General features: G+C 47.0%; 23 protein-coding genes. 7 read left to right on the plus strand and 16 right to left on the minus strand.

Annotation, left to right across the window (positions count from 1 at the left end; genetic code table 11):
* Positions 1-3: 3 nt before the first annotated feature.
* From GUA87_RS08240 to GUA87_RS08250, 3 genes are all read right to left on the minus strand, one after another.
* Positions 4-1,074 (minus strand): Leu/Phe/Val dehydrogenase, encoded by a 1,071-nt coding sequence (locus GUA87_RS08240; protein ID WP_193716085.1) that lies wholly within the window; start codon positions 1,072-1,074, stop codon positions 4-6.
* Between the two features lie 214 nt (positions 1,075-1,288).
* Positions 1,289-2,503: a hypothetical protein gene (locus GUA87_RS08245; RefSeq protein WP_193716086.1), complete on the minus strand. Its 1,215-nt coding sequence runs from the start codon at positions 2,501-2,503 to the stop codon at positions 1,289-1,291.
* A 105-nt stretch (positions 2,504-2,608) separates the two neighbouring features.
* The gene (locus GUA87_RS08250; RefSeq protein WP_193716087.1) at positions 2,609-3,700 is read right to left on the minus strand and encodes an NAD(P)/FAD-dependent oxidoreductase; all 1,092 of its coding nucleotides are present in this window, start codon (positions 3,698-3,700) and stop codon (positions 2,609-2,611) included.
* A gap of 131 nt (positions 3,701-3,831) precedes the next feature.
* Between GUA87_RS08250 and GUA87_RS08255 the strand changes: the two genes are divergently transcribed.
* The 3 genes from GUA87_RS08255 to GUA87_RS08265 all read left to right on the plus strand — a co-directional run bounded on the left by GUA87_RS08255 (position 3,832) and on the right by GUA87_RS08265 (position 6,517).
* A complete protein-coding gene (locus GUA87_RS08255; protein WP_415774794.1) occupies positions 3,832-4,827 on the plus strand; it encodes a DUF3179 domain-containing protein in 996 nt (331 codons plus the stop codon).
* A 171-nt stretch (positions 4,828-4,998) separates the two neighbouring features.
* Complete coding sequence (locus GUA87_RS08260; RefSeq protein ID WP_193716088.1) at positions 4,999-5,871, plus strand: division plane positioning ATPase MipZ; 873 nt, start codon at positions 4,999-5,001, stop codon at positions 5,869-5,871.
* Positions 5,872-6,151: 280 nt separating this feature from the next.
* A complete protein-coding gene (locus GUA87_RS08265; protein WP_193716089.1) occupies positions 6,152-6,517 on the plus strand; it encodes a hypothetical protein in 366 nt (121 codons plus the stop codon).
* Positions 6,518-6,584: 67 nt separating this feature from the next.
* Here GUA87_RS08265 and pgmG read toward each other — a convergent pair whose 3' ends face one another.
* The 5 genes from pgmG to GUA87_RS08290 form a co-directional block, all read right to left on the minus strand.
* Positions 6,585-7,973 (minus strand): phosphoglucomutase/phosphomannomutase PgmG, encoded by a 1,389-nt coding sequence (gene pgmG, locus GUA87_RS08270; RefSeq protein ID WP_193716090.1) that lies wholly within the window; start codon positions 7,971-7,973, stop codon positions 6,585-6,587.
* Between the two features lies 1 nt (position 7,974).
* Positions 7,975-9,303 carry a UDP-glucose dehydrogenase family protein gene (locus GUA87_RS08275; protein WP_193716091.1) on the minus strand — a complete coding sequence of 443 codons (1,329 nt, stop codon included), beginning with the start codon at positions 9,301-9,303 and terminating at the stop codon, positions 7,975-7,977.
* A 16-nt stretch (positions 9,304-9,319) separates the two neighbouring features.
* The gene (gene galU / locus GUA87_RS08280) at positions 9,320-10,201 is read right to left on the minus strand and encodes a UTP--glucose-1-phosphate uridylyltransferase GalU (RefSeq protein ID WP_193716092.1); all 882 of its coding nucleotides are present in this window, start codon (positions 10,199-10,201) and stop codon (positions 9,320-9,322) included.
* Positions 10,202-10,274: 73 nt separating this feature from the next.
* Complete coding sequence (locus GUA87_RS08285) at positions 10,275-10,958, minus strand: J domain-containing protein (protein WP_193716093.1); 684 nt, start codon at positions 10,956-10,958, stop codon at positions 10,275-10,277.
* A gap of 6 nt (positions 10,959-10,964) precedes the next feature.
* The gene (locus GUA87_RS08290; protein WP_193716094.1) at positions 10,965-11,672 is read right to left on the minus strand and encodes a VWA domain-containing protein; all 708 of its coding nucleotides are present in this window, start codon (positions 11,670-11,672) and stop codon (positions 10,965-10,967) included.
* Between the two features lie 95 nt (positions 11,673-11,767).
* On the opposite strand from GUA87_RS08290, the gene GUA87_RS08295 reads away from it, so the two are divergent.
* Both GUA87_RS08295 and GUA87_RS08300 read left to right on the plus strand, forming a co-directional pair.
* The gene (locus GUA87_RS08295) at positions 11,768-13,054 is read left to right on the plus strand and encodes an NAD(P)/FAD-dependent oxidoreductase (RefSeq protein WP_193716095.1); all 1,287 of its coding nucleotides are present in this window, start codon (positions 11,768-11,770) and stop codon (positions 13,052-13,054) included.
* 2 nt (positions 13,055-13,056) lie between these two features.
* A complete protein-coding gene (locus tag GUA87_RS08300; RefSeq protein ID WP_227711808.1) occupies positions 13,057-14,385 on the plus strand; it encodes an MATE family efflux transporter in 1,329 nt (442 codons plus the stop codon).
* Here the strand turns inward: GUA87_RS08300 and GUA87_RS08305 are convergent.
* Genes GUA87_RS08305 through GUA87_RS08315 form a run of 3 tightly spaced genes read right to left on the minus strand, consistent with a single transcriptional unit; the run spans position 14,363 to position 16,933 of the window.
* A complete protein-coding gene (locus GUA87_RS08305; RefSeq protein WP_193716096.1) occupies positions 14,363-15,433 on the minus strand; it encodes an AbrB family transcriptional regulator in 1,071 nt (356 codons plus the stop codon). The genes GUA87_RS08300 and GUA87_RS08305 overlap by 23 nt on opposite strands.
* Positions 15,430-16,194 carry a hypothetical protein gene (locus GUA87_RS08310; protein WP_193716097.1) on the minus strand — a complete coding sequence of 255 codons (765 nt, stop codon included), beginning with the start codon at positions 16,192-16,194 and terminating at the stop codon, positions 15,430-15,432. The genes GUA87_RS08305 and GUA87_RS08310 overlap by 4 nt, the downstream gene beginning before the upstream one ends.
* A complete protein-coding gene (locus GUA87_RS08315) occupies positions 16,169-16,933 on the minus strand; it encodes an SDR family NAD(P)-dependent oxidoreductase (RefSeq protein WP_193716098.1) in 765 nt (254 codons plus the stop codon). The genes GUA87_RS08310 and GUA87_RS08315 overlap by 26 nt, the downstream gene beginning before the upstream one ends.
* A gap of 156 nt (positions 16,934-17,089) precedes the next feature.
* On the opposite strand from GUA87_RS08315, the gene GUA87_RS08320 reads away from it, so the two are divergent.
* Positions 17,090-17,995 (plus strand): pseudouridine-5'-phosphate glycosidase, encoded by a 906-nt coding sequence (locus GUA87_RS08320; protein ID WP_193716099.1) that lies wholly within the window; start codon positions 17,090-17,092, stop codon positions 17,993-17,995.
* Here GUA87_RS08320 and GUA87_RS08325 read toward each other — a convergent pair.
* From GUA87_RS08325 to GUA87_RS08340, 4 genes are read right to left on the minus strand one after another with little or no spacing between them, the layout of a single operon-like run.
* Complete coding sequence (locus tag GUA87_RS08325) at positions 17,992-18,408, minus strand: DUF6691 family protein (RefSeq protein ID WP_193716100.1); 417 nt, start codon at positions 18,406-18,408, stop codon at positions 17,992-17,994. The two genes, GUA87_RS08320 and GUA87_RS08325, sit on opposite strands and share 4 nt — an antisense overlap.
* Before the next feature lie 4 nt (positions 18,409-18,412).
* Positions 18,413-18,859 (minus strand): YeeE/YedE family protein, encoded by a 447-nt coding sequence (locus GUA87_RS08330; protein ID WP_193716101.1) that lies wholly within the window; start codon positions 18,857-18,859, stop codon positions 18,413-18,415.
* Positions 18,860-20,620, minus strand: coding sequence for a SulP family inorganic anion transporter (locus GUA87_RS08335; RefSeq protein ID WP_193716102.1), 1,761 nt, complete (start codon positions 20,618-20,620; stop codon positions 18,860-18,862).
* The gene (locus GUA87_RS08340) at positions 20,617-20,925 is read right to left on the minus strand and encodes an ArsR/SmtB family transcription factor (RefSeq protein WP_193716103.1); all 309 of its coding nucleotides are present in this window, start codon (positions 20,923-20,925) and stop codon (positions 20,617-20,619) included. Before GUA87_RS08340 ends, GUA87_RS08335 begins: the two co-directional genes overlap by 4 nt.
* A gap of 78 nt (positions 20,926-21,003) precedes the next feature.
* On the opposite strand from GUA87_RS08340, the gene GUA87_RS08345 reads away from it, so the two are divergent.
* Complete coding sequence (locus GUA87_RS08345; RefSeq protein ID WP_193716104.1) at positions 21,004-21,864, plus strand: MBL fold metallo-hydrolase; 861 nt, start codon at positions 21,004-21,006, stop codon at positions 21,862-21,864.
* 6 nt (positions 21,865-21,870) lie between these two features.
* Here GUA87_RS08345 and GUA87_RS08350 read toward each other — a convergent pair whose 3' ends face one another.
* Positions 21,871-23,160 (minus strand): D-alanyl-D-alanine carboxypeptidase, encoded by a 1,290-nt coding sequence (locus GUA87_RS08350; protein WP_193716105.1) that lies wholly within the window; start codon positions 23,158-23,160, stop codon positions 21,871-21,873.
* Positions 23,161-23,229 lie beyond the last annotated feature (69 nt).

Consider the following 23,229-nt stretch of genomic DNA (forward strand, 5'->3'; position numbering starts at 1 on the left):
GCTTTAGGCGGAAACTTTCTGTCCCGCTTCAGACTTTTTTCCAGCATTCTCCAAAATTTCGAGAGCGATTTTATCTGCAACAACGTCTGTTGGTTTTTGCTCAGCCTCAGCCCGTGCGAAAATATCAAGAAGCGTATCATGAATGTCCGAGACTTGTTTCATAGCAGCATCACGGTTGAAGGTTGGCCCCTCATGACTGATGAGGATAATACCACCAGCATTGATGACATAATCCGGCGCATACAGAATACCTCTTGCCCGTAACGCTTCACCCATTTCAGGTGTTTCAAGCTGGTTGTTGGCAGAGCCTGCCACGATGCTCGCTTTTAATTCAGATAATGTATTTGGGTTAATGGCGCCTCCGAGCGCACATGGTGCAAAAACATCGGTGTCCACTTTGTGAATTTCATCTGCAGGAACTGCTGTTGCGCCAAGTTCCTGAACCGCACGTTTAACGCTGTCTTCGAAAATATCAGCGACAAGCAATTCTGCACCTGCTTCATGAAGATATTGGCACAAGATGTATCCAACATGCCCCAGGCCCTGAACGGCGACTTTAACGCCCTCTAGATTGTCTTTACCGAGTTTGTGTTTCACAGATGCTTTGATGCCATTGAATACGCCCCAAGCTGTAGCTGGTGAAGGATCACCGGCACCGCCTTCAGAAATGCCAGCAATGTGAGGAGTTACGCGCCGGGCTACTTCAAGATCCGCAACGGAAGTGCCGACATCCTCTGCTGCAATATATGATCCGTTTAAGCGGTCAACTGCCCGGCCGAAAGCCTCAAACAGCGCTTCACTCTTATCCGAATGAGGATCTGCAATAATAACAGATTTGCCGCCGCCCAATTTTAGACCGGCAAGTGCGGATTTATAGGTCATGCCTCGGGATAACCTTAATACGTCTTTTAAGGCTTCTTCCTCTGACGTGTAATTCCACATACGCGTTCCGCCCAGTGCTGGGCCAAGCGTCGTGTCGTGGACTGCTAGTATGGCTTTCAAGCCTGTTTCTTTGTCGTTGAAGAACAGAACAGATTCGTGCTCATCGAAGTCAGGAGAACTAAATACTTTCATAATTTCCTCGCAGAATTTTCCCTGTCAGTACTAATGAGGTTTTGCTTTTTGGCGAGAAAATCAACGCTTTTCGGAAGTGTTCCTAAAATTCGCACGAAGATTACGAAAAATATTCAAAATTGGTAATATGCTAATTTTATTTCGCGAAGTCAGGAAATATTTAGAGTGGGTCCCCTTTCGAGGATTTGGTGGATTTTGTTGGAAACGATTCAAATTACATATTGTATGTAGAGAACATTTTGTCTGCATCGAACCCGATTGTCAGCATTCCAAGCATTTCTTTAGTGCCATGTTTTTTGATCGGTAGTGAGACCTGAATTTGGAATTTTCGAGTGGAGTGATCAAACATGATGTCTGAAATATACTGTGCTTGATCATTTATAAGCGCTTGATGTGCAGCTTCATCTCCCTGCCAATAATCGCTTGTCGCCATGTTCATGGCGACGTTGAACCCTTTGTTGTCAGTTACAAAAATCTCCGTAACTGCCTTCTGTTCCAGTGCCAATTCCCTTAGCAGGTTAGATAGAGGATTTGACAGTATTTCCTTCATTTTGCCGGTTTGTTGGCCTTCTGTCACAGCTAGTTTCCAGGATTTGTCTTCCTGATGTAACTTATTGATATCAGAATATGCGGTTGTTTTTTTTAATTCGCTTCGTATTTGCGAAACGAGTTTGTCCGCTATCGATTCTGCCCTTCTTGTTAAAAGAAGTTCCTCTTGGGTGTTCGTGGACCACAAATCATCTACACATTTTGAAAGTGCCGCATTGAAACTGGTAATGAATTCAGGGTTACGTGAAACAAACTCTTTTGAAAAATAGGCGACTAAAGGGACATACCTTACGAAACTCGTTGAAAACTCTACAGATTCAACCTTAGCCTGATGGAGAGCTTGCGAAAATGTCACTTCATCAGCCAAGGCATATTTAATTCGGTTGCTCAGCAGCAATTTTGCAAGAGATATGGTATTTGGTGCGGGTTTATTATTCGCCAGACCTTTTTCTTTCATCCAGGTTTCTTCATTGGAACCCAGAACAGCAGCTATTTTGTGCCGTTCCGGCTGTGCAGGAAGGCCGGATGAAGCAAGGTGGTAAAAATTCCACCTCTCCAAGTGAAGGGGATCTGTTGCGATAGAATATTCTTCAAGCTCTTTGTCAGGAATGCTGAGGAAAAACCCGTCAATACTCCCATGTTTGAGGAGTTCTTTATTTCTTTTCCTGGGAGCCAATGAAATTTTATATGGTCTACTAATTGACCGGAAAATACATTCCAGGGTCTGAGGAACGCTGCCGACGAGTTCACTACCTTGTAAGTAATGGTAGGGTGGCTGAACGTGTGTATTTATCGTGATACCGTTACTGTCGGCATTTGTAGTTGAAGAATACAGAACGCTTAAAACTAATGAATTTCGCAATAATCGTAGTTTGTCCATGTTACCTCGTCGGATGATGAACGTTCGTATCTTCTCACACGTTATATTAAATATAGGTAAAATAAATTTAAATGTTATGAGGTGCCGTTTGCAGTGTGGCTTTTTCTAGATTTTTCCGATCACCTCGCGCGCAATTGCCAAACTTGAAGTAAGTCCCGGACTCTCAATACCGAAAAGATTTACAAGCCCCTTTATTCCATGGATATCACTTCCTTCGATCCTGAAATCCATATGGGGGTCGGTTGGAGACTGGATTTTTGGACGTATGCCGCTGTAGGCGGGGATAAGGCTGTTGTCAGGAAGATCTGGCCAGTATTTACGGATCGCGTCATAAAAACTGTTACCGCGGGCTGGGTTTACTTCGTAATCCAGTTCCTTTACCCATTCCTGATCCGGTCCAAATCTAATTTGTCCGGCCATATCCAATGTGACATGAACCCCTAAAGAGGCAGATTGTGGTACGGGATAAATAAGCCGTTTAAATGGTGAAGCGGCGTTCATTGTGAAGTAATTGCCCTTTGCGAGATATCTAGGTGGAATAAATTGCTCAGCAAGACCTTTGATATTGCTCGCGACATCTTGGGCGAACAAGCCTGCGCTGTTAATCAGTTGACGACATTTGAGTGTGTGGCCACCTGCCGTCACTTCAAACCCATCATTACAAATGGTCGCGGCTTCAAATGGAGTGTCATAGGCAATCGCTCCACCGTTTGCTTCGATCTCTCCGACCAAAGATAGCATATATTGGTGGGTATCAATAATGCCGGTTGAGGGGGAGAGAAGGGCCTTTTCACATTTGAGATGAGGTTCTAAACCAAACACCTCTTCTTTGGTGAGCCATTTCAGGTCATTAACACTATTGTCTTCTGCCTTGGCCTTAATCTGTTCCAATGTTGAAATCTCATCTTCATTGGTTGCAACTATCAGTTTTCCAAGATTTTTGTAAGCAACGCCATGGGCATCGCAATACTGATAGAGCATCTTTTTCCCAGCAACACATAGTTTCGCCTTTAAGCTATCCTTCGGGTAATAAATGCCTGCGTGAATAACCTCGCTATTTCTAGATGAGGTCTCTTCACCAAAATGGTGGTTTTTTTCAAGGATAACGACATCACGCCCTGATTTGGCAAGTTTACGGGCGATTGCAAGACCAACCACTCCCGCACCAATGACCACACACTCAACAAAATCACTCATGATAAGTCTCCAAGAAGATAGAGGGCCTATCTTAAGCAGCCTCATTTTGGACTAAAGGAAAATCGTTACTCACAAAAGAGTGAAGTCTGAGCTGTGTAATTCTTGTGAAAAAAGATTAGACTTTTATCATGATCAAATTTCTTTCAAGAATGGCGTGGCTGTTTGTGCCCTTATTGACCTCTGCAAGTCTTGCCTGGGCAGATCCAGATTTCTGGAAGTATGAGTGGCCTAAAACTGATTTCACGAAAACGTCGGTTAGTTTTGTAGAGATTTTGTCAGGCGGGCCTCCAAAGGATGGGATTCCAGCTATCGATAACCCGCGTTTTATCTCCGTGAAGGATGCTGTTCATCTAAAGCTGACTGAGCCGGTAATAGGGGTGTCCATCAATGGTGATGCCAGAGCTTACCCTTTGCAAGTATTGATGTGGCACGAAATTGTTAATGACAAAGTGGGAGGCGTGCCGATCTCGGTCACTTTCTGTCCACTCTGTAATGCATCTATCGTTTTTGACAGAAGGTACAGGCATCCTGAGAAAGGAGACTTGATCCTTGATTTTGGGACAACGGGTAAGCTCCGGAACTCTGATCTTGTGATGTATGACCGGCAAACGGAAAGCTGGTGGCAACAATTTACGGGTAAAGCAATAGTGGGGGAGCTGTTGGGGGCCGAACTTGAAAGATTACCGGTCCGTATCGAATCGTTGCTTAAATTTAAGGAACGACACCCAGATGGAAAAGTTCTGATCCCTAGCGGAGATATTGAGCGTGCTTATGGGATCAATCCATATGAAGGGTATGACAAACTTTCACGACCATTTTTATATTCTGGGAAAATGCCAACGAATATCGCGCCCTTGGCCAGAGTGGTGACGGTGGGCGAGCGTGCCTGGTCTTTGGACTTCCTTCGTCAGAAAAAAACATTTGAGACAGAGGATGGCTTAATCATCACTTGGGAGAAAGGGCAGAATTCTGCGCTTGGCGCGTCCGAAATCGGCGAGGGGGTGGATATCGGCAATATCACCGTCCAGAGACACGAATCTGGAGCGTTGATAGACGTTGTTTACGGAGTTGACTTTGCGTTTGCTTTTCACGCCTTTCATCCAGATGTGGAGATTGTAACTCAATAAATCCTACTAGACCTTGATTTTTCTCACTTCTTTATGGTTAATGAAATTCCTGTTTTTTTTTGGGAAATAAGGCGCTTGTCATCTAGGGAACGCTGGTTTAATCCTGAATTTAATATTTTGGAGTTTGATTCACAAAAGAGATCAAATTGCCTTGGATAACAGGAGTAGGGTGTGACAGTTACTGCCGATGCAGCAAAGCCTGCTAGCGATGCACAAAGCACACGTGCGCATATTATCGTCATAGGGAATGCAAAGGGGGGATCCGGTAAATCCACCACCGCCATGCATGTCATCGTCTCGTTGCTGACAATGGGTTACCGAGTTGGTGCTATCGACCTCGACGGTAAGCAAAAAACACTGGGCCGCTATATTGAAAACCGGCAGGATTTTGTATCAAAGAAGCAGCTTGATCTCCCAATGCCGTCGCTCAAAGTGATCGAACCCAGCCAAAAGAAAAACATGGATGAAGCGCAAAGCGATGAGCGCTCCCGCTTCGTAGCGGCCCTGCAAGAGCAGGTGTATAACAATGATTTTGTTGTTGTAGATTGTCCTGGTGCTGACAGCTTCATCGCTAAATTGGGCCATTCATTTGCGGATACTTTGCTCACTCCAATGAACGACAGTTTTATCGATTTGGATCTATTGGCGACTGTTAACGAGAAAACCTACGATGTGGAGCGCCCGAGCTGGTATAGCGAAATGGTGTGGGAGCAGCGCAAGCGCCGGGCAATGATTGATAAACATCAGATCGACTGGATCGTTATGAGAAACCGTTTGTCTCATACGGATGCCCATAACAAACGCAACATCGAACAAATTCTCGATAAACTGGCAAATCGGATTTCCTTCAGATCTGCAGCCGGTTTTGGCGAACGTGTAATTTTTAGGGAGCTGTTCCTAAAGGGGCTGACTGTTCTTGATTTAAGGAATAAGGGCGTTGGTATTCGCATGTCCATGAGCCATGTAGCCGCCCGGCAGGAAATTCGCCACTTGGTGAAGTCTTTATCACTCCCCAATGTGGGTGATCGTATCGAGTTAATATAACCTATTTGGTGATTTTTTATAAGATAAATTCAATTAAAAGAAGAAAAATCACCAAATTGTGAAATTCATCACATCGATTTTTTCAAAATTTAGTCGTTTAAAATCAACGTGATAAATTTGATTTAAGCCAGATTGTGACCAAAATCACCTCCCCAATATGGCTGTATATCTAATATTAAGAAATTCTGATTATAAGTATAGAGTATTAGGTAGGCCAATAGTGGTTGGCAAAGTAACGCACACTTCTATTGGTCAGTAATTTTTACTGTAGGAGGAGCGTATGAAGAACTTGCTTAATCACATTCGACCAGCAAACAGCCATTCACTCATGCGCTCTGTCATTTCTATTGGACTTTCAGTGCTTGTTGTTGCGGCCATGACAGTTTCATTTCAAGTGACAGACGCATCAGCCCAAAACGCATGTTTTGATCGGGGCGCGCTGGTGAAACATCTGGACGGCAAATTTAAAGAGGCACCAGTTGCCGCTGGCCTTGCAGCCAATGGAAGTGTACTGGAAGTCTTTACAAGCCCGGACGGAGTGACCTGGACCATTGTTTTAACACAGCCTGGCGGAGCCACTTGTGTTATGGCATCTGGCGAGTCCTGGATGGGGTTCAAGATGAAGAAAAAGGATAAGCTTAGCTGATTTCTATGGCTAAACACGATGTCCAAAAGAAAAGCGCTTCCCTTTGGTCAGGAAGCGCTTTTTTAGTCTAAAAATCAGGACAATCTATTCCGGCCTGTACAAGATTGCTACGAAGGTTTGCTTTCACAAGCTCGAGCCGGGTTTCATCAGGTGCCTCGCATCTAGCCACAAGAACTGCCTGAGTGTTGGAGGCACGAAGAAGCCACCAACCTCCTTCAAAATTAACACGAACACCGTCTACTGTAGAAAAGTCAGCACCGGCTTCCTCTAGTTGCGATTTCAACGTTTCAACAGCTTTAAATTTCTCTTCATCGGAGCAGGCAAATCGGATTTCGGGTGTGTTAATTGCAACGGGCAAATTGTCGAGCATCTCATCAAGAGTATCGTCACAATTCCCCAGCATATTTAAAAGGCGAATGCCCACATAAATGGCATCGTCATAGCCATAGTAGTGATCATTGTAGAAAATGTGACCACTCATTTCTCCTGCGAGGGGAGAGGCCAGTTCCGCCATTTTCGTTTTGATTAACGAATGACCCGTTTTCCACATAACAGGCGATCCACCCAGGTTGGCAATTTGATCAAAAAGAAGTTTGCTGGCTTTGACATCTGCGATGATAGAGGCGCCTGGTGTTTTCTGAAGAATTTCGCGGGACAGAATAGCGAGCAACTGATCGCCCCAAATGATGTTCCCGCGGCTGTCTACTGCGCCAATTCTGTCCCCATCTCCGTCAAAGGCAATGCCAAGATCAGCGTCGAGACCCTTTACAGTTCTGATAAGGTCTTGAAGGTTTTCTTCGACGGTTGGATCAGGGTGATGATTAGGGAAGTTACTGTCAATTTCATCAAATAAAAGAATGTGACGCCCTGGTAGTTTGCTAACCACTTTACGAAGGGCTTCACCTGTCACACCATTTCCGCAATCCCATACAACGGTAAACTCCGATGGATAGACGTAATCATCCAGTACGCGTTCTACATACTTATCCAGCATTGGATGTTCGGTTACAGAGCCGTTATTTGCAGGGGGTAGTCCATTTGAAACGACAGGTCCCATCTTTTGGATATCTTTACCAAAAAAAGGTTTGCCGTTCATGATCATTTTAAAGCCATTATGGCTGGGCGGATTATGTGATCCTGTGATCATGATCCCATTTTGTGTTTCCAGTTTATATGTGGAGTAATAGAGCATGGGCGTTGGCCCCATGCCGACGCGGATCACATCTACACCTCCATCGGTAAGACCATTGATCAGTTCTTTTTCCAAAACCGGAGAAGAAGCCCGACCATCGTAACCAACGCAAACCTTGTTATCGCCCGCTTCAATCATGAAGGTGGCAAAAGCGCGCCCAATTGCGTACGCGTCTTCGTTAAAGAGCGTTTCATCAATGATGCCGCGAATATCATATTCCCTAAGGATTGTTGGGTGAAATTCGTGTTTGAAAAGGTCAGTCATTTCATTTCCCTTCAATCTGGGAGGGGGTTGGTCGTCCCACACACATATATTTGAAGCCGAGCGTTTCCATTTCTTCCGGCTCATAAATGTTCCGAAGATCAACCAGGACGGGATCTTTGAGCAATGACTTGATCCGCTTTAGGTCAAGAGCACGAAATTCATTCCATTCTGTAATAATCACGACTGCATCAGCGCCTTCAGCCGGCTCGTAAGCGTTTTTACAAAATGAGACATTGTTGAATATCTCTTCTGCTTCCTTCATCCCTTCAGGATCATAAGCGTGGATATTCGCGCCAGCCTTCTGAAGGCTTTCAATTATATCGATGCTAGGGCTTTCCCGCATGTCATCGGTATTGGGTTTGAAGGTCAGGCCGAGGATGGCGATCTTTTTGCCTTGGGCATTCCCGCCGAGCATATGGACCACTTTGTCTGCCATCTTCGATTTTCTATCCTCGTTAAAATCAATAACGGTTCCAACAAGCTGTGTGGGAACTCCATATTCTTTTGAGGTTTCGTACAATGCGCGGGTATCTTTTGGAAAGCAGGATCCGCCAAAACCTGGGCCTGGATGCAAAAACTTAGATCCAATTCGCCCATCCAAGCCAATGCCTTTGGCTACATCATGGACATCGGCCCCAACTTTTTCGCAGAGGTTTGCCATTTCATTGATGAAGGTGATTTTGGTCGCAAGAAAAGCGTTTCCTGCATATTTAATCAGTTCAGAACTTTCGCGTGATGTGAATAAAATAGGTGTCTGGATTAAGGAAAGAGGGCGATAAATCCCCTCCATCACTTTACGTGCCCTTTCTGACTCTGTCCCTACAACCACACGGTCAGGGCGCATGAAATCCTCAATGGCGGCACCTTCTCTCAAGAACTCTGGATTGGACACCACATCAAATTTATTTTCGTCACAAACGTCGCTCAGGATTTTCGAAACTTCAGCGCCGGTTCCAACCGGGACGGTGGACTTGGTGACAACAACGGTATAGTCAGTTATTGCTTCGCCAATTTCTTTTGCCGCCGCATAAACATAGGTCAAATCAGCTTTGCCATCACCACGCCGACTTGGTGTTCCCACACCAATAAAGACAGCGTCGGCGTCGGCCACAGCTGCTCGCAGATCCGTGGTGAAGGTCAGGCGACCCGCTTTCACGTTTTTGGCGACAAGCGTGTCCAGACCAGGCTCGTAAATTGGCATGACGCCATCTTCCAGGAGCTCGATTTTCTTTGCGTCCTTATCAACGCAAATGACGTCGTGTCCAAATTCAGAAAAACAGGCGCCGGACACCAGTCCAACATAACCGCTGCCAATCATTGCTATGCGCATGGCAATTACCTATAGTTTAGAGTGTTTCGCTTACTTGTTTGACAATTTCCTTGAAGTCAGCCCCAATATCATCCCGCGCCAGTGCAAATGCCAGATTGGCATGTAAGAAGCCGATTTTATCACCGCAATCAAAGCGGGTTCCATCAAAGCGTAGACCGTAAAAAGGTCTGTTTTCAAGCAGTTTGGAAAGAGCGTCTGTCAATTGGATTTCATTACCTGCACCGCGAGCCTGATTTTCGAGAAGATCAAAAACGGTTGGCTCCAGAATATAGCGGCCGATCACGGCAAGGTTAGAAGGGGCGACAGATGGATCCGGCTTTTCAACCAGGTTTGTAATCTCGACGGTTTTGCCGTCATCATATCCTGGGCTTAAGATACCATATCGGGAAGTTTGCTCTTTTGGGACTTCCATTGCTGCCAGAATATTGCCACCACCGAGATTATCGCGGGCGTCTATCATCTGTTTAAGGGCAGGTGTATCGCTTAAAATAAGGTCGTCGGCCAAAATGACAGCAAATGGTTCGTCGCCGACAAATCGCTTTGCACACCACACGGCATGTCCAAGCCCCAAGGGTTCTCTCTGGCGGGTGTATGCAACTGCACCTGTGCTTGGCAGGCTTTCGGTCAGTTTCTCCAATACCGCATCCTTGCCACGTTCAATAAGAACCTGCTCCAGCTCGTAAGACCGATCAAAGTGATCTTCTATCAGAACTTTCCCGCGGCCTGTGACAAAGATAAATTCTTCAATGCCAGCTTCTCGTGCTTCATCTACCGCATACTGAATAAGCGGCTTGTCTACCACTGGAAGCATCTCTTTTGGCATGGCCTTGGTGGCAGGCAGGAAGCGCGTTCCAAGACCCCCTACAGGAAAGACAGCTTTACGTACTTTGTTTTGCATCTAGACCCCTCGACGCAATAGAAAATTGCGATTTTAATGCAATAGATCAGTGGGACATGCAAGCGTCATTAGGTTAAGATTTTATGAGAATGTCTCTCGCTTGGTTTATTTTTGTGGTCATGTAGGCCGATCCTCCCCGGTCTGGATGAAATTTTTTAACAAGTCGGCGATGGGCCGCTTTAATTTCCTCAAGGGTTGCTCCGGCCGAAAGTTCAAGGATTTCATAGGCCTCATCCTTGCTCATGCCTTTGTTTTTAACGGTTCCAGAATGGGTTTCATGTTCGTCCGTTTTACTTTCGCCTGCGAAATATCTGTTAAGATACGCTTGTAAAATTGCAACGCTTTTTTCATCCCGTTCTAACTCTTTAAGGAGTTGCTGCAATTCATCATAACTAAGATCAGATAGCTTTTTCCCGGCAAAAACGCCTTTGTTGATGCTCGCATTCATTTCACCACTATCATGATCAAGTGTCGCTTCCAGCCAGTCCGTGGAAACACCACTTTGTTGCCCTGGATTTTGAGTGCTGGAGGAGAAAAAGGGCTTGTTCCTAAGGCAGAAAAGAGCCGCGGCACCGAACCCCATTGCATATTGATAGCGCGCTGTAACAGCGAAATAGGCTGCGGCGGATGAAAAAAGCACCAACCCCACAATTCTCAATGCTTTAAGCAAGGTAGAGGGTTTGGCGGACGCGATAGCTTGTCCCCCAACGATCAATGCCAGCAAAAGGGCTGCACCAAATATAAAATATCCAAGCATATTCCGTTACTTCAGCTGTTCGAGGAGTAGCGTAACATCTGAACCCTTTTTTCGTCCATAATCACTTAACGCTTTTCTGCCACCAACCGCATAGATTGCGACAGCTTTGAGCAGGTCTTTCAAACGATCTGCGCTTTTTTCATCAAAATGACAAAAAGCTCCACCACTCAATCGGGCCATTTGACGAAAGCAGTTTTCAGCTGTGGGCTCGTACCCTTCTTGAAAAATAAAAATAGGAATGTTCTTTAGGCCCATTTCACCCGCCAGATGACAAAGGTCATCAACGTCTTCTTCAACACAATCCCCAACGAATACAAGGGCACTAATGGACTTATCTTCATGCTGCTGAAGGGCATGTTTCAGAACCTTTTTAATCTGTGTATATCCGCCCAGGCAGTTTACGCGCGACATGGGACCTGTAAGGGAGCGACTGTCTTTTGTCCATGGTGTCGCTTTAAACTCTCCATACCCACGAAAGAAGGAAATTTGCAGGGAGAGGGTGCCAACGTCTGCAACTTCATTGAACATTTCCCTTTGAATGTGACTGGCACGATCCCATGTTGGTTGTCTGCTGGCTGTGGCGTCCAGAGCAAATATGAGCCGTCCTTCCCCGGCCCCTCCACGGGCCACTGGCGTGGATTGAACCTTTTTTAAAAAGGCATCAATGTCTCCATTGCTCTTGTCGTCTTGGGTAGTCTTAAGATCACGCCCCATAATTGAATTCCTGTTTTACCTTCCCCATGGAAAAAGGTAGGAAGTATTGTAACACATTTCAAACCTTACCGTCCAAAATCACAAGGACCCATACATTGACCAAGTCTGATCTCAAGCCTTTCCCTTATTGGTGGGAGAGTGGTTTATTTACCGCTGACGCAGAAGATATGGGAAAAAGCAGATGGGACGTTGTTGTCATTGGAGCAGGTTATACAGGGCTTAATGCTGCGCTAACCTTAAAAGAAAATGGCTTGGATGTTTTGGTTCTTGAAGCGGGTCGAATTGGTGAAGGGGCAAGTGGCCGCAATGGTGGAATGCTTGGCCGGCTACTGATCCCAGGTCTTGGAGAGCTGTGTGATGAGCATGGTGAAAGGAAAGCGACCGAGCTTTACCGTGAAGCATGCCAGTCACTAGATTTTACTGCGGATCGCGTAAAGAATCTTGGGATTGAGTGTGATCTCGAATTGGCCGGGCGGGTGTTCCCGGCAGCTAATCAGCGCCATCTGGACGCTCAGAAACGCGGAGGTGATCTTCGGACACGGTTGCTGGGTACCGAAGAAACTCTATTAAATCAAAATGATATTCAAGCTGATCTTAATTCCCCGCTATATGTTGGTGGCATTTCACAGCCAGACACTGGGAGCCTCCACCCCGGAAAATACGTGACTGGTCTTGCTGAAAAAGCAGCTGAACAGGGCGTGGATATTTGGCAGAAATCAAGCGTTACTCAAGTTAATGAAATTCATAACGGGTTTGAAATCATTCTTCAGGGAAGAAGTATTCGCGCAGAAAACATACTAATGGCGACAAACGGCTATCATGGCTTTTTGCATGCAGAGTTTTATCACCGTATTATCCCCATTGGTAGCAGTGTTATTGTGACCGAAGAAATGGAAGCAGAACTGGTGCGCAATGCCATGCCCACAGGAAAGGCGATGGCGGATAGTTTTAAAGTGCTCAACTATTTCAGGCCGACACCAGATGGACGACGCTTGTTGATTGGGGGCCGACCTTCAATTTTCAAAACCCCACTTCAAAAACAAGCTGGAATTTTGGAAGAGCGCCTTAGGAAGATTTTTCCGGACCTTCCCGAAATCAGAGCAGAGTATGTCTGGAGCGGAAATGTTGCATACGGCTTTAATTCCCTGCCACATATCGGGCAAATGAAGGGAATTTACTTTGCTTCGGGCTATGGTGGGTCGGGGGTCGCCATGTCTGGGTATATGGGACATAAAGCGGCTCTTAAAATATTGAATAAAAGCGATCATGAAACTGCATTTGATGATCTGCCCTTTGAAACCCGCTTTTATTACAACGGACAGCCATGGTTCCTACCGCTTGCAATGCTTGGCTATAAAATAAAAGACAAGTTGGGAATGTAAGCATGACGACTTTCATGGGTTTACCCTTTCAGTCTTATTCGAAAATACTGTATCTGGCGTGGCCAGTCATTCTTGCCAATTTGTCAGTGCCCCTTCTTGGAGCCGTGGATACAGCGGTAATTGGTCACCTTCCTGACCCAAGTTATTTGGGATCAGTGGCCATTGGTGCCATGATCTTCAGTTTTATTTATTGGGGATTTGGATTTCTTCGGATGGGAACCACCGGTTTCGTGGCGCAGGCCGCCGGGGCAGAAGATATTCCCGAAGTGAAACTATCTGTTTCTCGCGCCATCCTTGTTGCACTCGGACTTTCTGCTGTCATTCTGGTTATCCAAGTGCCTCTTATTCAATTTGCTTTGCAAATGGTGGAAAGCAGCCCTGCCGTTGAAACTGGTGCACGGGAGTATTTTGATATCCGGATCTGGGGGGCGCCAGCGGCGTTGATCAATTACTGCCTGATTGGCACATTTATTGGCCTTGGAAAGACGAAGCTCGCCCTCGCGACACAGATTTTCATGAACAGTATGAATATCGTGTTGGATCTGGTTTTTGTTATTGTTCTGGATATGAAAGTGCCGGGTGTCGCCTTGGCCACCGCGATTTCAGAATATGCTGCGGTTGGGGTGGGGGCTCTTTTGCTGCTGGCTCATTTAAAGACACAGCATGGCTTATTACCGAAAAGTCAGATTTGGAACCTTGCGGCACTTCGCAAGATGATTGCTGTGAACGGAGATATTTTCGTTCGGACGATCTTGCTGATTTTCACTTTTGCATTTTTTACAACTCGGGCCGCATTGCAGGGAGAAGTTGTTCTGGCTGCGACAGCCGTACTCATGAACTTTATGCATTTTCTGGCTTTCGGACTGGATGGTTTTGCTCATGCAGCGGAAAGTCTAGTAGGTCAATCAGTTGGCGGAAAAAACAAATCTGCGCTGGATGAAGCCGTAAAAGCGAGCAGTGTGCTTGCGGTGATCGTCGCGGGGCTTTATGCCGTCATTTATTGGATCGCGGGGGAAGGGATCGTCAACCTTCTAACCGGTATCGAAGAAGTGCAGGCTATTTCATATGAGTATCTAGGCTGGATGGTTCTCATGCCACTGCTTGCTGTGTGGTCTTATCAATTGGACGGGATCTTTATCGGGGCCATGCGCACAAAAGAAATGCGCAATGGCATGGTGTTGTCTTTTGCAGCCTATATGGCGTCGATCTTGGTCTTGCCGCCTTATTTCGGTGTCCACGGATTATTTGCCGCCATAGGGGTGTTTATGATTGCAAGGGCGGTCACATTGGCAATGGTTTATGGCAGGGTCAGGCAGGCGGCTGCCCTTTAAATAACCTGTCCTTTATTCGCCAAGCTTGTTGCGTAACTGGATAGAGGGCCGGGATCAGCGCAATGATCAGCATAATGCGGACCACATGCATTACCGAGACGAAGGCCACATCAATGCCCAAAGCAAGCGCCACCAATGCCATTTCAGCAAGCCCACCCGGGGCAAGAGCTAGCACTAATCCGGGGATCGAAACCGAGATGAGGCTGGTTGCTTCATAAGCCAGGAAAACGACAACAACCATCATCAGGGACGTGGAAACACAGCTGATAAGAATGATACGCCGGACCTCCCGGAAACTGCTTCCTAAAAAGCGAAGTCCGATCGCTGTTCCGATAACGAGTTGGGCCGCATATACAAGGATCATTGGCGGTTCAGAAGACGAAATATCGACAACATGCAGAGCTGCGACGACGACGAGAGGCCCCATTAGATGAGGAGCCGGTAATTTGAGCTTTGTCCCACCAAAATATCCGACAACCCCTGCTAATGCCAAAAGAACATAGTCTTTTAGCTGGGTGGGATCCCCCCAGATGCTATGCGTTACTGCATTGCCGGTATTCTCGAAAGTGAGGCCATAGTTAAAGACCAGCGGAATAACCATAACCAGCAGCAGAATGCGGGTCGCATGAACAAGGGCAATGGTGCGTCCATCTCCCCCTGCGGCCTCACCTGCTTCATACATAATGTTAAACCCACCGGGTGAAGCCGAGAAATAAGAAGTGATGCGATCGAAGTTGCAGAATTTGCGATAGAAGACATACACCACTCCCATCGACAGAAAAATACTGAGAACCAAAAGTAATAGACCGCCTGACCACCCGATCAGACTTTGAACAGTATCTGCGGAAAAACTGCTTCCTAGCATCACACCAAGAACAGCTGTCATAACCTTTCGCAATGTTGCGTCCACATGCATCTGAACTCCACGAACTGCAAATACCGTGGCAATACACATGGATCCCAACATCCAAGCGAGAGGCAGGTCCAACAAAAAGAATATCCCGCCGCCTATGGATCCTATAAGAAGGGATTTTCCTGTTTCTTTCATTTATTCTTATCCAGTAGAATCTCTTCCTGAAAGTCAGGATAGTCTTCGCGGTAGTTTTGCAATTTTTCTATTCTGCTATTTCTGATTAATTTATCTGTATTTTCAACAATATACCGGTTTAAGTTAATTTTATCAGTTAGCTTATGCATGACTTTAACCTGTACTGCTTCTTGGGTAAGCGGCAGGCAATTGTGCCAAGATCGGGAAAAGGGAATTTCCTTTAAGACAGCAGGCTGATTATTGAAGCTAAGGTATCCGCGTCTTCCAATATATGCGTGAATTGAGTGATGATGACCAGTGAGGTCACAATTGAGGTTTATATTTGAAAGCTTTGAATATCTATAGTTGACCCCGACAGCTTCGCTTTTGTGCATGACATCCAATTGTTCCGGTGTAAGCCAGGTGATGTGGCAGGAGGTGGATGCGCCTTCCATCGGAAGTAAGGTTGCGGGGATCGCCCCATATCCTGAAATGTGAGGTGAGTAGGCGGACACAAAGTTATCCAGCCTTGTATAAGTCACCGGAATTTCTGAAGTCTCGATCCCGGAAAATTTACGAATGAGTTGTTCGGGAGCAGCGTTTGAACCGCAGGCAAGGACTGGGGTGCGATTTGTTTCAGGCGTGTATGCATCAAGTCGTTGGATGCGCCCGTTTTTCAATATGTAGGAGTGCAGCGGGCGCAAATAGGGATACCCAAGCGCCCGCTTCACTATGTCACTGTCTTTCGTCACGGGATCAGCTGACCAAGTGCATGCCACCATCAACCATGAGAAGCTCTCCGGTGACAGGTGCGGTGCCAAGAACAAACCATAGAACCGCGTCGGCAATATCTTCGGGCTGCGATACGGTTGCCAATGGGACTTTTCGCATCATGGCCTGTCTGTTCTGTTCGTAATTTTCCTCACCCCAGCCTTCACGAAGCCAGCGAGTTTCAATCATACCTGGGCAAATCGCATTAACCGTGATTTCTGGCCCCAATGCGCGAGCCAATCCTTTTGTCATGGAATTGAGGCCCCCTTTTGAGGCGACATAAGCAAGGGAGGAACCGTGACCATGAGTTCCCGCGACAGATGAAATCATCACGACCCGGCCCGCACCGGAGGCTTTCAGATGAGGGGCGCAAGCACGTGTCATTTGAAAGGGACCAATTGTATTTACTGCGTAGATATCTTGGAAATCTTGCGCATCCAGTCCATCCAGATCGCCGTGAGGGACAAATTTTGTACGGCCTGCGTTGTTAATCAGCGCGTCAATACGTCCCCATTTTTGAACGGCGGCCTCTACCATTGCTCGGCAGTCTTCGTCTTTTGAGACATCGCCTTGGAACAGAACAACATCAGCGCCTTTGTCGGCGGCAGTTTTCGCAGTTTCTTCAGCTTCGCTTTTACTTTTTGTGTAATTGATCAAGACATTATAGCCTTTTTCCGCAAGAGCAATTGCGATAGCGGCCCCTGTGCCCGTAGCGGAGCCAGTAACGATGGCGACTTTTTTGTCAGACATGCTGGTACTTTCCTTTTATTATTGTTTTATATCGGCGGGTATCTAACTCTAACTGATACGGGTTCTGTTTTCCATATTCACTGTTATTTTTCTTGAAATTGGAGGCCCAGAGCTGTAGCCACATTCTTCTTTTAATTTTGTATTCCGAGGAAAAGCATGAAGATCGAGTATTCATCAAAGGTAAAAGCTGCCATGGATAACGGCAAACCTGTCGTTGCCCTTGAATCCACAATCATCAGTCATGGTTTTCCTTACCCAGAGAATATTGCGCTTGCCAATGAAATGGAAGCAGTGATCGAAGCAGAGGGCGCAGTGCCGGCTACAATCGCAATCATCGACGGTGTGATCAAATGCGGCCTGGAAGAAGCGGAGCTTAAGAAACTGGCATCCTCCGGTGACGTAATGAAATGCTCCGTTCGCGATCTACCACTCGTCATCAGTGAAGGGAAAACCGGCGCGACGACGGTTGCTTCTACCTCTTTTATTGCGGCAAAGGCAGGTATCAAGGTTTTTGCAACGGGTGGAATTGGTGGCGTTCACCGTGCCGAAGAAGGGGGTAACGGATTTGATATTTCTGCGGACCTTCTGGAGTTATCGCGGACACCTGTTGCAGTTGTCGCGGCGGGAGCGAAATCCATTCTTGATCTTCCTGCCACCATGGAAGTCTTGGAAAGCTATAGCGTACCTGTTATCGGATATGAAACTGATGAGTTTCCAGCCTTTCATTGCCGTACAAGCGGGTTGAAATTGCCAGCTTCGGCTGGTGATATGGACGCTCTTGGTAAGATGGTTGCGGCCCATTTTGATATGGAGTTGCCATCAGGCCTTCTTGTTTGCAATCCAATTCCTCATGAAAATGCCATGAGTGAAGAAGAGGTTGAGGGGCTGATTAAGGCCGCGCAGGAAGAAGCGATTAATGCTGGGGTTAAAGGGGCTGCGATGACGCCTTACATCCTTGGTGCGCTGAACAGATTATCCGGCGGGAAAACGAGCGAGGTGAACCATGCCCTCGCTCTTAATAATGGTAAGGTTGCCGCAAAGCTTGCGGCAATCCTCGGTTAGCCTTTATTTGGAAAAAGTGTCTTAGCGACGATAATGCCCGTTACCATTGCGACAACAAAAACCGCAATCTTTGGACTGGCATACGCAAGTGAACTGATCGCAGGTCCGGGGCAGAGGCCACCAATGCCCCAACCGGCACCGAAAAGACTTGCACCGATAAGCAAACGCTTGTCGATGTCAGAGCTTTTAGGCAGATAAAATTTATCGCCAAAAATGGGGTGTGGGCGTTTCAGGATTATATTGAAGGCAATTACGGTAACAACAAGGCCGCCGCCCATAACGAATGCAAGGCTTGGATCCCAGTTGCCTGCGATGTCGAGAAAACCGACAACTTTTGAAGGGCTGAGCATTCCAGAAAGTGCAAGGCCATAACCAAACAGTAAGCCTGCTGCAAGTGCAATAACGAGAAACATGGGTTTAGCCTCCTGTAACGGTGCGAATAACAAAAACAACGATTCCGGCGACCAACATAAAGGTCATGACGGAGGCGAGAGAGCGGATGGATAAACGGCCAAGACCGCAGATGCCGTGACCACTGGTGCAGCCCGATCCGATGGTTGTGCCAAGGCCAACCAGAAGGCCACCTGCGACCAATGCCGCATAATGAAGTTCTTCACTCAAGTTATACGGGTTGATATTGATGTAGCTGATATCGCCGCCCAGAACCGGGAAGAGAACAGCGCCGCCGATCAGTCCTAACAGGAACAACCAGCGCCATTTCCGGTCAGATGCCGGGGCGGGGGGGATAAGGCCTCCCAAGATGCCACTGATGCCAGCGATACGGCCGCCAGCGAGCAATAGCGTTGCTGCTATGCCGATTATCAGTCCCCCTGCGAGGGACAGGAAGGGTGTAAAGTTTTCCATTTAAATACTCCACTCAGGATCATTGAATAAGGGATTTCCCTTTGCTCCCAGTTCTTTAAAAGCTTCATAAGTGCTTAGGTACACTTGGCCATTTTGATGTTCTTTGAAGAAATGAGTTTCCTTTAGCCTGTCCATCACGGGGCCTTTCACTTCGGCAAAATGAATTTCTACATTTTGCTCCGCCAACTCCTCATGCAGCATTTCAAGTGAATGCAAGGCGCTGCCATCGATGGAGTTGATAGCACTGCAAATGATCAACACGTCAGTAACTTCTTTGTTCGCCGCTACCTGATTGAGGATGAAATTTTCCAAATAACTTGCATTGGCAAAAAACAGGCTTTCATCAATGCGCAGTGCCAATAGGTGAGGGTAGGTTTTTACCTTATGGCGTTTGATGTTCCTGAAATGCTCTGTGTCGCCAACCTGACCGACAATGGCAATATGGGGACGACTACTACGCCAGAAGTGCAGGCTTAAGGATATTAGAATACCGATGGTAAGTCCGGTTTCAATGCCCCCAAACAGCACGGCTATAAAGGTCGCACCTTCTGCTATACCATCCGCTTTGTCATAGGAAAGGTTTTTAATGAACCCTTTTATATTCACCAGCTCCAAAATGGCAACCAGAATAATCGCCGCCAATACAGTTTTGGGAACGTAGTAGAAGAGCGGTGTGAAGAAGGCGAGTGTCAATCCAATGAGGCTGGCTGTGATGATCGCGGCAAGCTGCGTATTTGCACCTGCTGAGAAATTTACAACTGAACGGCTAAAGCCACCACAAACAGGGCTGCCACCAGTAAATCCAGCGCCGAGATTGGCAAAGCCCAACCCCCAGGCTTCCTGATTAACTTCAAGTTTCTGACGTCGTTTGCTGGCAAGTACCTTGGCAATTGCCACACTTTCCACATAGCTGATCAAAGTGATAAGAAGCGCAGAAGGAGCGAGCTGTTCGATAATATCAAAGCTAAAGCCGGGCATTGAAAGGCTCGGGATGCCTTCCGGAATTACACCAATGACCTTTACTCCAGCTGCTTGATCCAGTCCGTAAGACATCACGACTGATGTCATTAGAACAAGCACCATCAACGGGCCCGTTTTTGAGAGGCCGGGTGCCAATGGGGCAAGGGCGGGGATTTTGGAAATCAACCCAGCGAGATATTTCTTTGCCAGATATAATAGGCTGATACTTACAGCGCCGATGGCAAGCGAGGTGCCGTTAATGCGTTGCCATATATTCTTGAGGCCATCCTCCTGCACAAAGTCGCTAAACAGCAACTTGGTTTCAAATCCAGCAAAAGGGGTAAGCTGACTGAAGGCGATCAAAATAGCGGCGGCGCTTGTAAAACCAGCCATCACAGGATGACTTAGGAATTCGGTCAGAAAGCCAAGTTTCAAGGCGCCAATAATTAAAAACAGAACGCCGATCATCACCGAGAGGACCAGTGCGGCAGCTAGATATTCTTCTGTGCCTTGCGCCGTGATAGAGGACAGCGCGTGAGCCACCATCAAGGACGCAACGGCGACAGGGCCAACGGCCAAAGTGCGACTGCTGCCAAACATGGCATACATGATGGGCGGTGCAATGCTCGCATAGAGACCAATTTCAGGCGGTAGACCTGCAAGGGCGGAGTAGGCCATTGCTTGCGGGATCAGCAGGATCGCTGTGATGATGCCCGCCGTTAGATCACCACTAAATGTTTTCCGCTCATAGGTCCTGAGCCATTCAAAGGCGGGTATGATGCGAGATAAGGAGATATTCATTCGTCCTCAACATCCTTGCAATATAGCTCATAAAGAACAGTTATGATGTTCTTTGCTTCTTCACCTTCTAGTGAATAGTAGATGGTTTGGCCATTACGGCGCGTGCTGACGAGGTTGTCCTTACGCAATAGAGCAAGCTGCTGGGAAATGGACGCGGGACGCATTTCCAAAGCATCTGCCAGTTCACTGACAGACTTTTCGCCTTCACCCATTTGGCACAGTAACATCAGCCGTGTCTCGTTGGACAAAGCCTTCATTAAAGTGCCGGCGCGAGTGGCTGCTTGTTTCATTTGATTTATATTCATACTTGCATATCTATAGATTTATAGATATATAGTCAATAGAAATTGAGTGTGACGATGGAAAAAATAGCGAGGGTGCAAATGAAACCTGAAATTAAAGCGTTCTTTCATGAGCCAACATTTACAGTGACTTACGTGGTTGCTGATCCCCAGACTTCTAAATGTGCTATCATTGATAGTGCGCTGGATTATGATCCGAAATCAGGTCGTACAGAAACCATCGCAGCGGATGAAGTGATTGCCTATGTGCAAGATAAAAATCTGTCTGTTGAGTGGATTTTGGAAACCCATGTGCACGCAGATCATCTGACAGCAGCTCCTTATCTCAAGGAGAAGTTGGGCGGCACTGTCTGTATTGGGGACAACGTTCCTGCAGTACAGAAAGTGTTCAAGGGTGTCTTTAATGCAGAAGCTAAGATGCCGGTAGATGGGTCGCAATTTGATCAACTTCTCAAGGATGGTGAAGTTATCAAATGTGGTGATCTTGATATTGAGGTGATCTACACACCAGGCCATACCCCCGCATGTGTTAGCTATGTTATCGGTGATGCGGTCTTTGTTGGCGATACGATGTTTATGCCTGATTTCGGAACGGCCCGTTGTGATTTCCCGGGTGGGGATGCAGCGCAGTTGTATGCATCAATCCAGAAAATTTTGGCGATGTCGGACGAGACACGTTTGTTTATGTGTCATGACTATGCGCCTGGTGGTCGTGAATATCTGTGGGAAACAACGGTTGGTGAGCAAAAAGCCAAAAATATCCATGTGAACTCTGGTGTGGATGAGGCTTCATTTGTCGAAATGCGGACTAGTCGTGATAAGGAACTGGACATGCCAGTGCTTATCTTGCCATCCGTTCAAGTTAACATGCGTGCTGGTGATTTCCCAGAGCCAGAAGATAACGGTGTCTCATACTTGAAGATTCCGCTTAACGCGCTCTAATCAGAGTTAGTTCTGAGCAACTCTCAGGAGGTTTCCAGTTTCTGGTGTTACGATGAAGCAGGAAACTTCCTGGCGTTGCAGCGTTTTGCAAACATTGCTTGCCTGGCCCTTTGTAAAGCCATGCATTTGTGCCCGGTAGATAGTTGTTCCGTCATGAGTCACGCGACGGATATTATATAGGCCGCTATCCATCATCCCGTCTGTTAGATTTCTTGCCATCTCAAGCTGGTCTCGTGCACGTGTGGCGCGGGAGAAGGCGCCAACCTGAATGCCCCAGTTTTTCGCTGAGTTGACCGCAGGTGCTTTTGGGGCTTCTTTCGTGGGTGTTACGATCTCGCGCTGGTGAGCAGAGGCAACCTGAACAGTGCTACGCGTGTGGCCAGAGCCATAGGCGATTTGCGCGGGCCGCATGACCGGGAGCGGGATCACAAATGGACGAATGGTTTCCATTTTTGCAAAACCCTGATCCAGAAGTTTTTGCATGTGGCGGTCGCGGCTTTTTGCAGTTCTCCCGCCAAAAATAACACCGATTAGGCGGTTGTCGCCGCGCTTTGCTGAGGCTACAAGGTTGAAGCCAGAGGCCCTAATATACCCAGTTTTAATGCCATCAGCGCCTGCATACTTCCCAAGAAGGTTATTGTGGTTCTTGAAGGTTTTGCCTTTGTAGTTAAAGCTCTGCAAGGACATGTAATTGTAATACTGAGGGAAGTCATGGATAAGAGCGGCACCCAGAATGGCCATGTCGCGCGCTGTGCTTTTCTGGCGCCGATTTGGCAGTCCGCTTGCGTTTCTAAAACTTGTGCGGGTCATCCCGAGCTTCTGCGCTTTCTCCGTCATCATGTTTGCAAAGACTGCTTCAGTCGGAGCCATGGCTTCTGCCAGTACTGTGGCGGCGTCATTGGCTGACTTTGTGATCAGGCCTAGCATTGCGTTTTTGACAGTAATGTAGCTGCCTTTCTTTAGACCAAGTTTGGTGGGGGTCTGGCCTGCGGCGCGCGCTGATACTCGAAGTTTCTGATCTATTTTCAGTTCGCCACGGCTCAATGCGTCGAAAGTCATGTACAGTGTCATGATCTTTGTTAGAGAGGCCGGGTAAAGTTTCTTGTCCGCGTGGCGGGAAGAGAGAACTTGCCCCGTGCGGCTGTCAATGACGACGGAAGAATATCTGGAGGCTTCTGCGTTCGGTGAGATGAAAGAGGTGGCGACAATTGAAAGGGCAGCCAAAGCAGCAACCTGAAGAGACTTCAGTGAAAAACCTTTAGAAGTATTTCCTGTTTTGACCCTGCTTGGAAGCATATGTCGACTCTCTCGTATTAAATCTAAGCTGCACTCAAAGACACTTCTTTAGACATGGCGCAACACCTG

The sequence above is a fragment of the Sneathiella sp. P13V-1 genome (assembly GCF_015143595.1).
GTDB lineage: Bacteria > Pseudomonadota > Alphaproteobacteria > Sneathiellales > Sneathiellaceae > Sneathiella.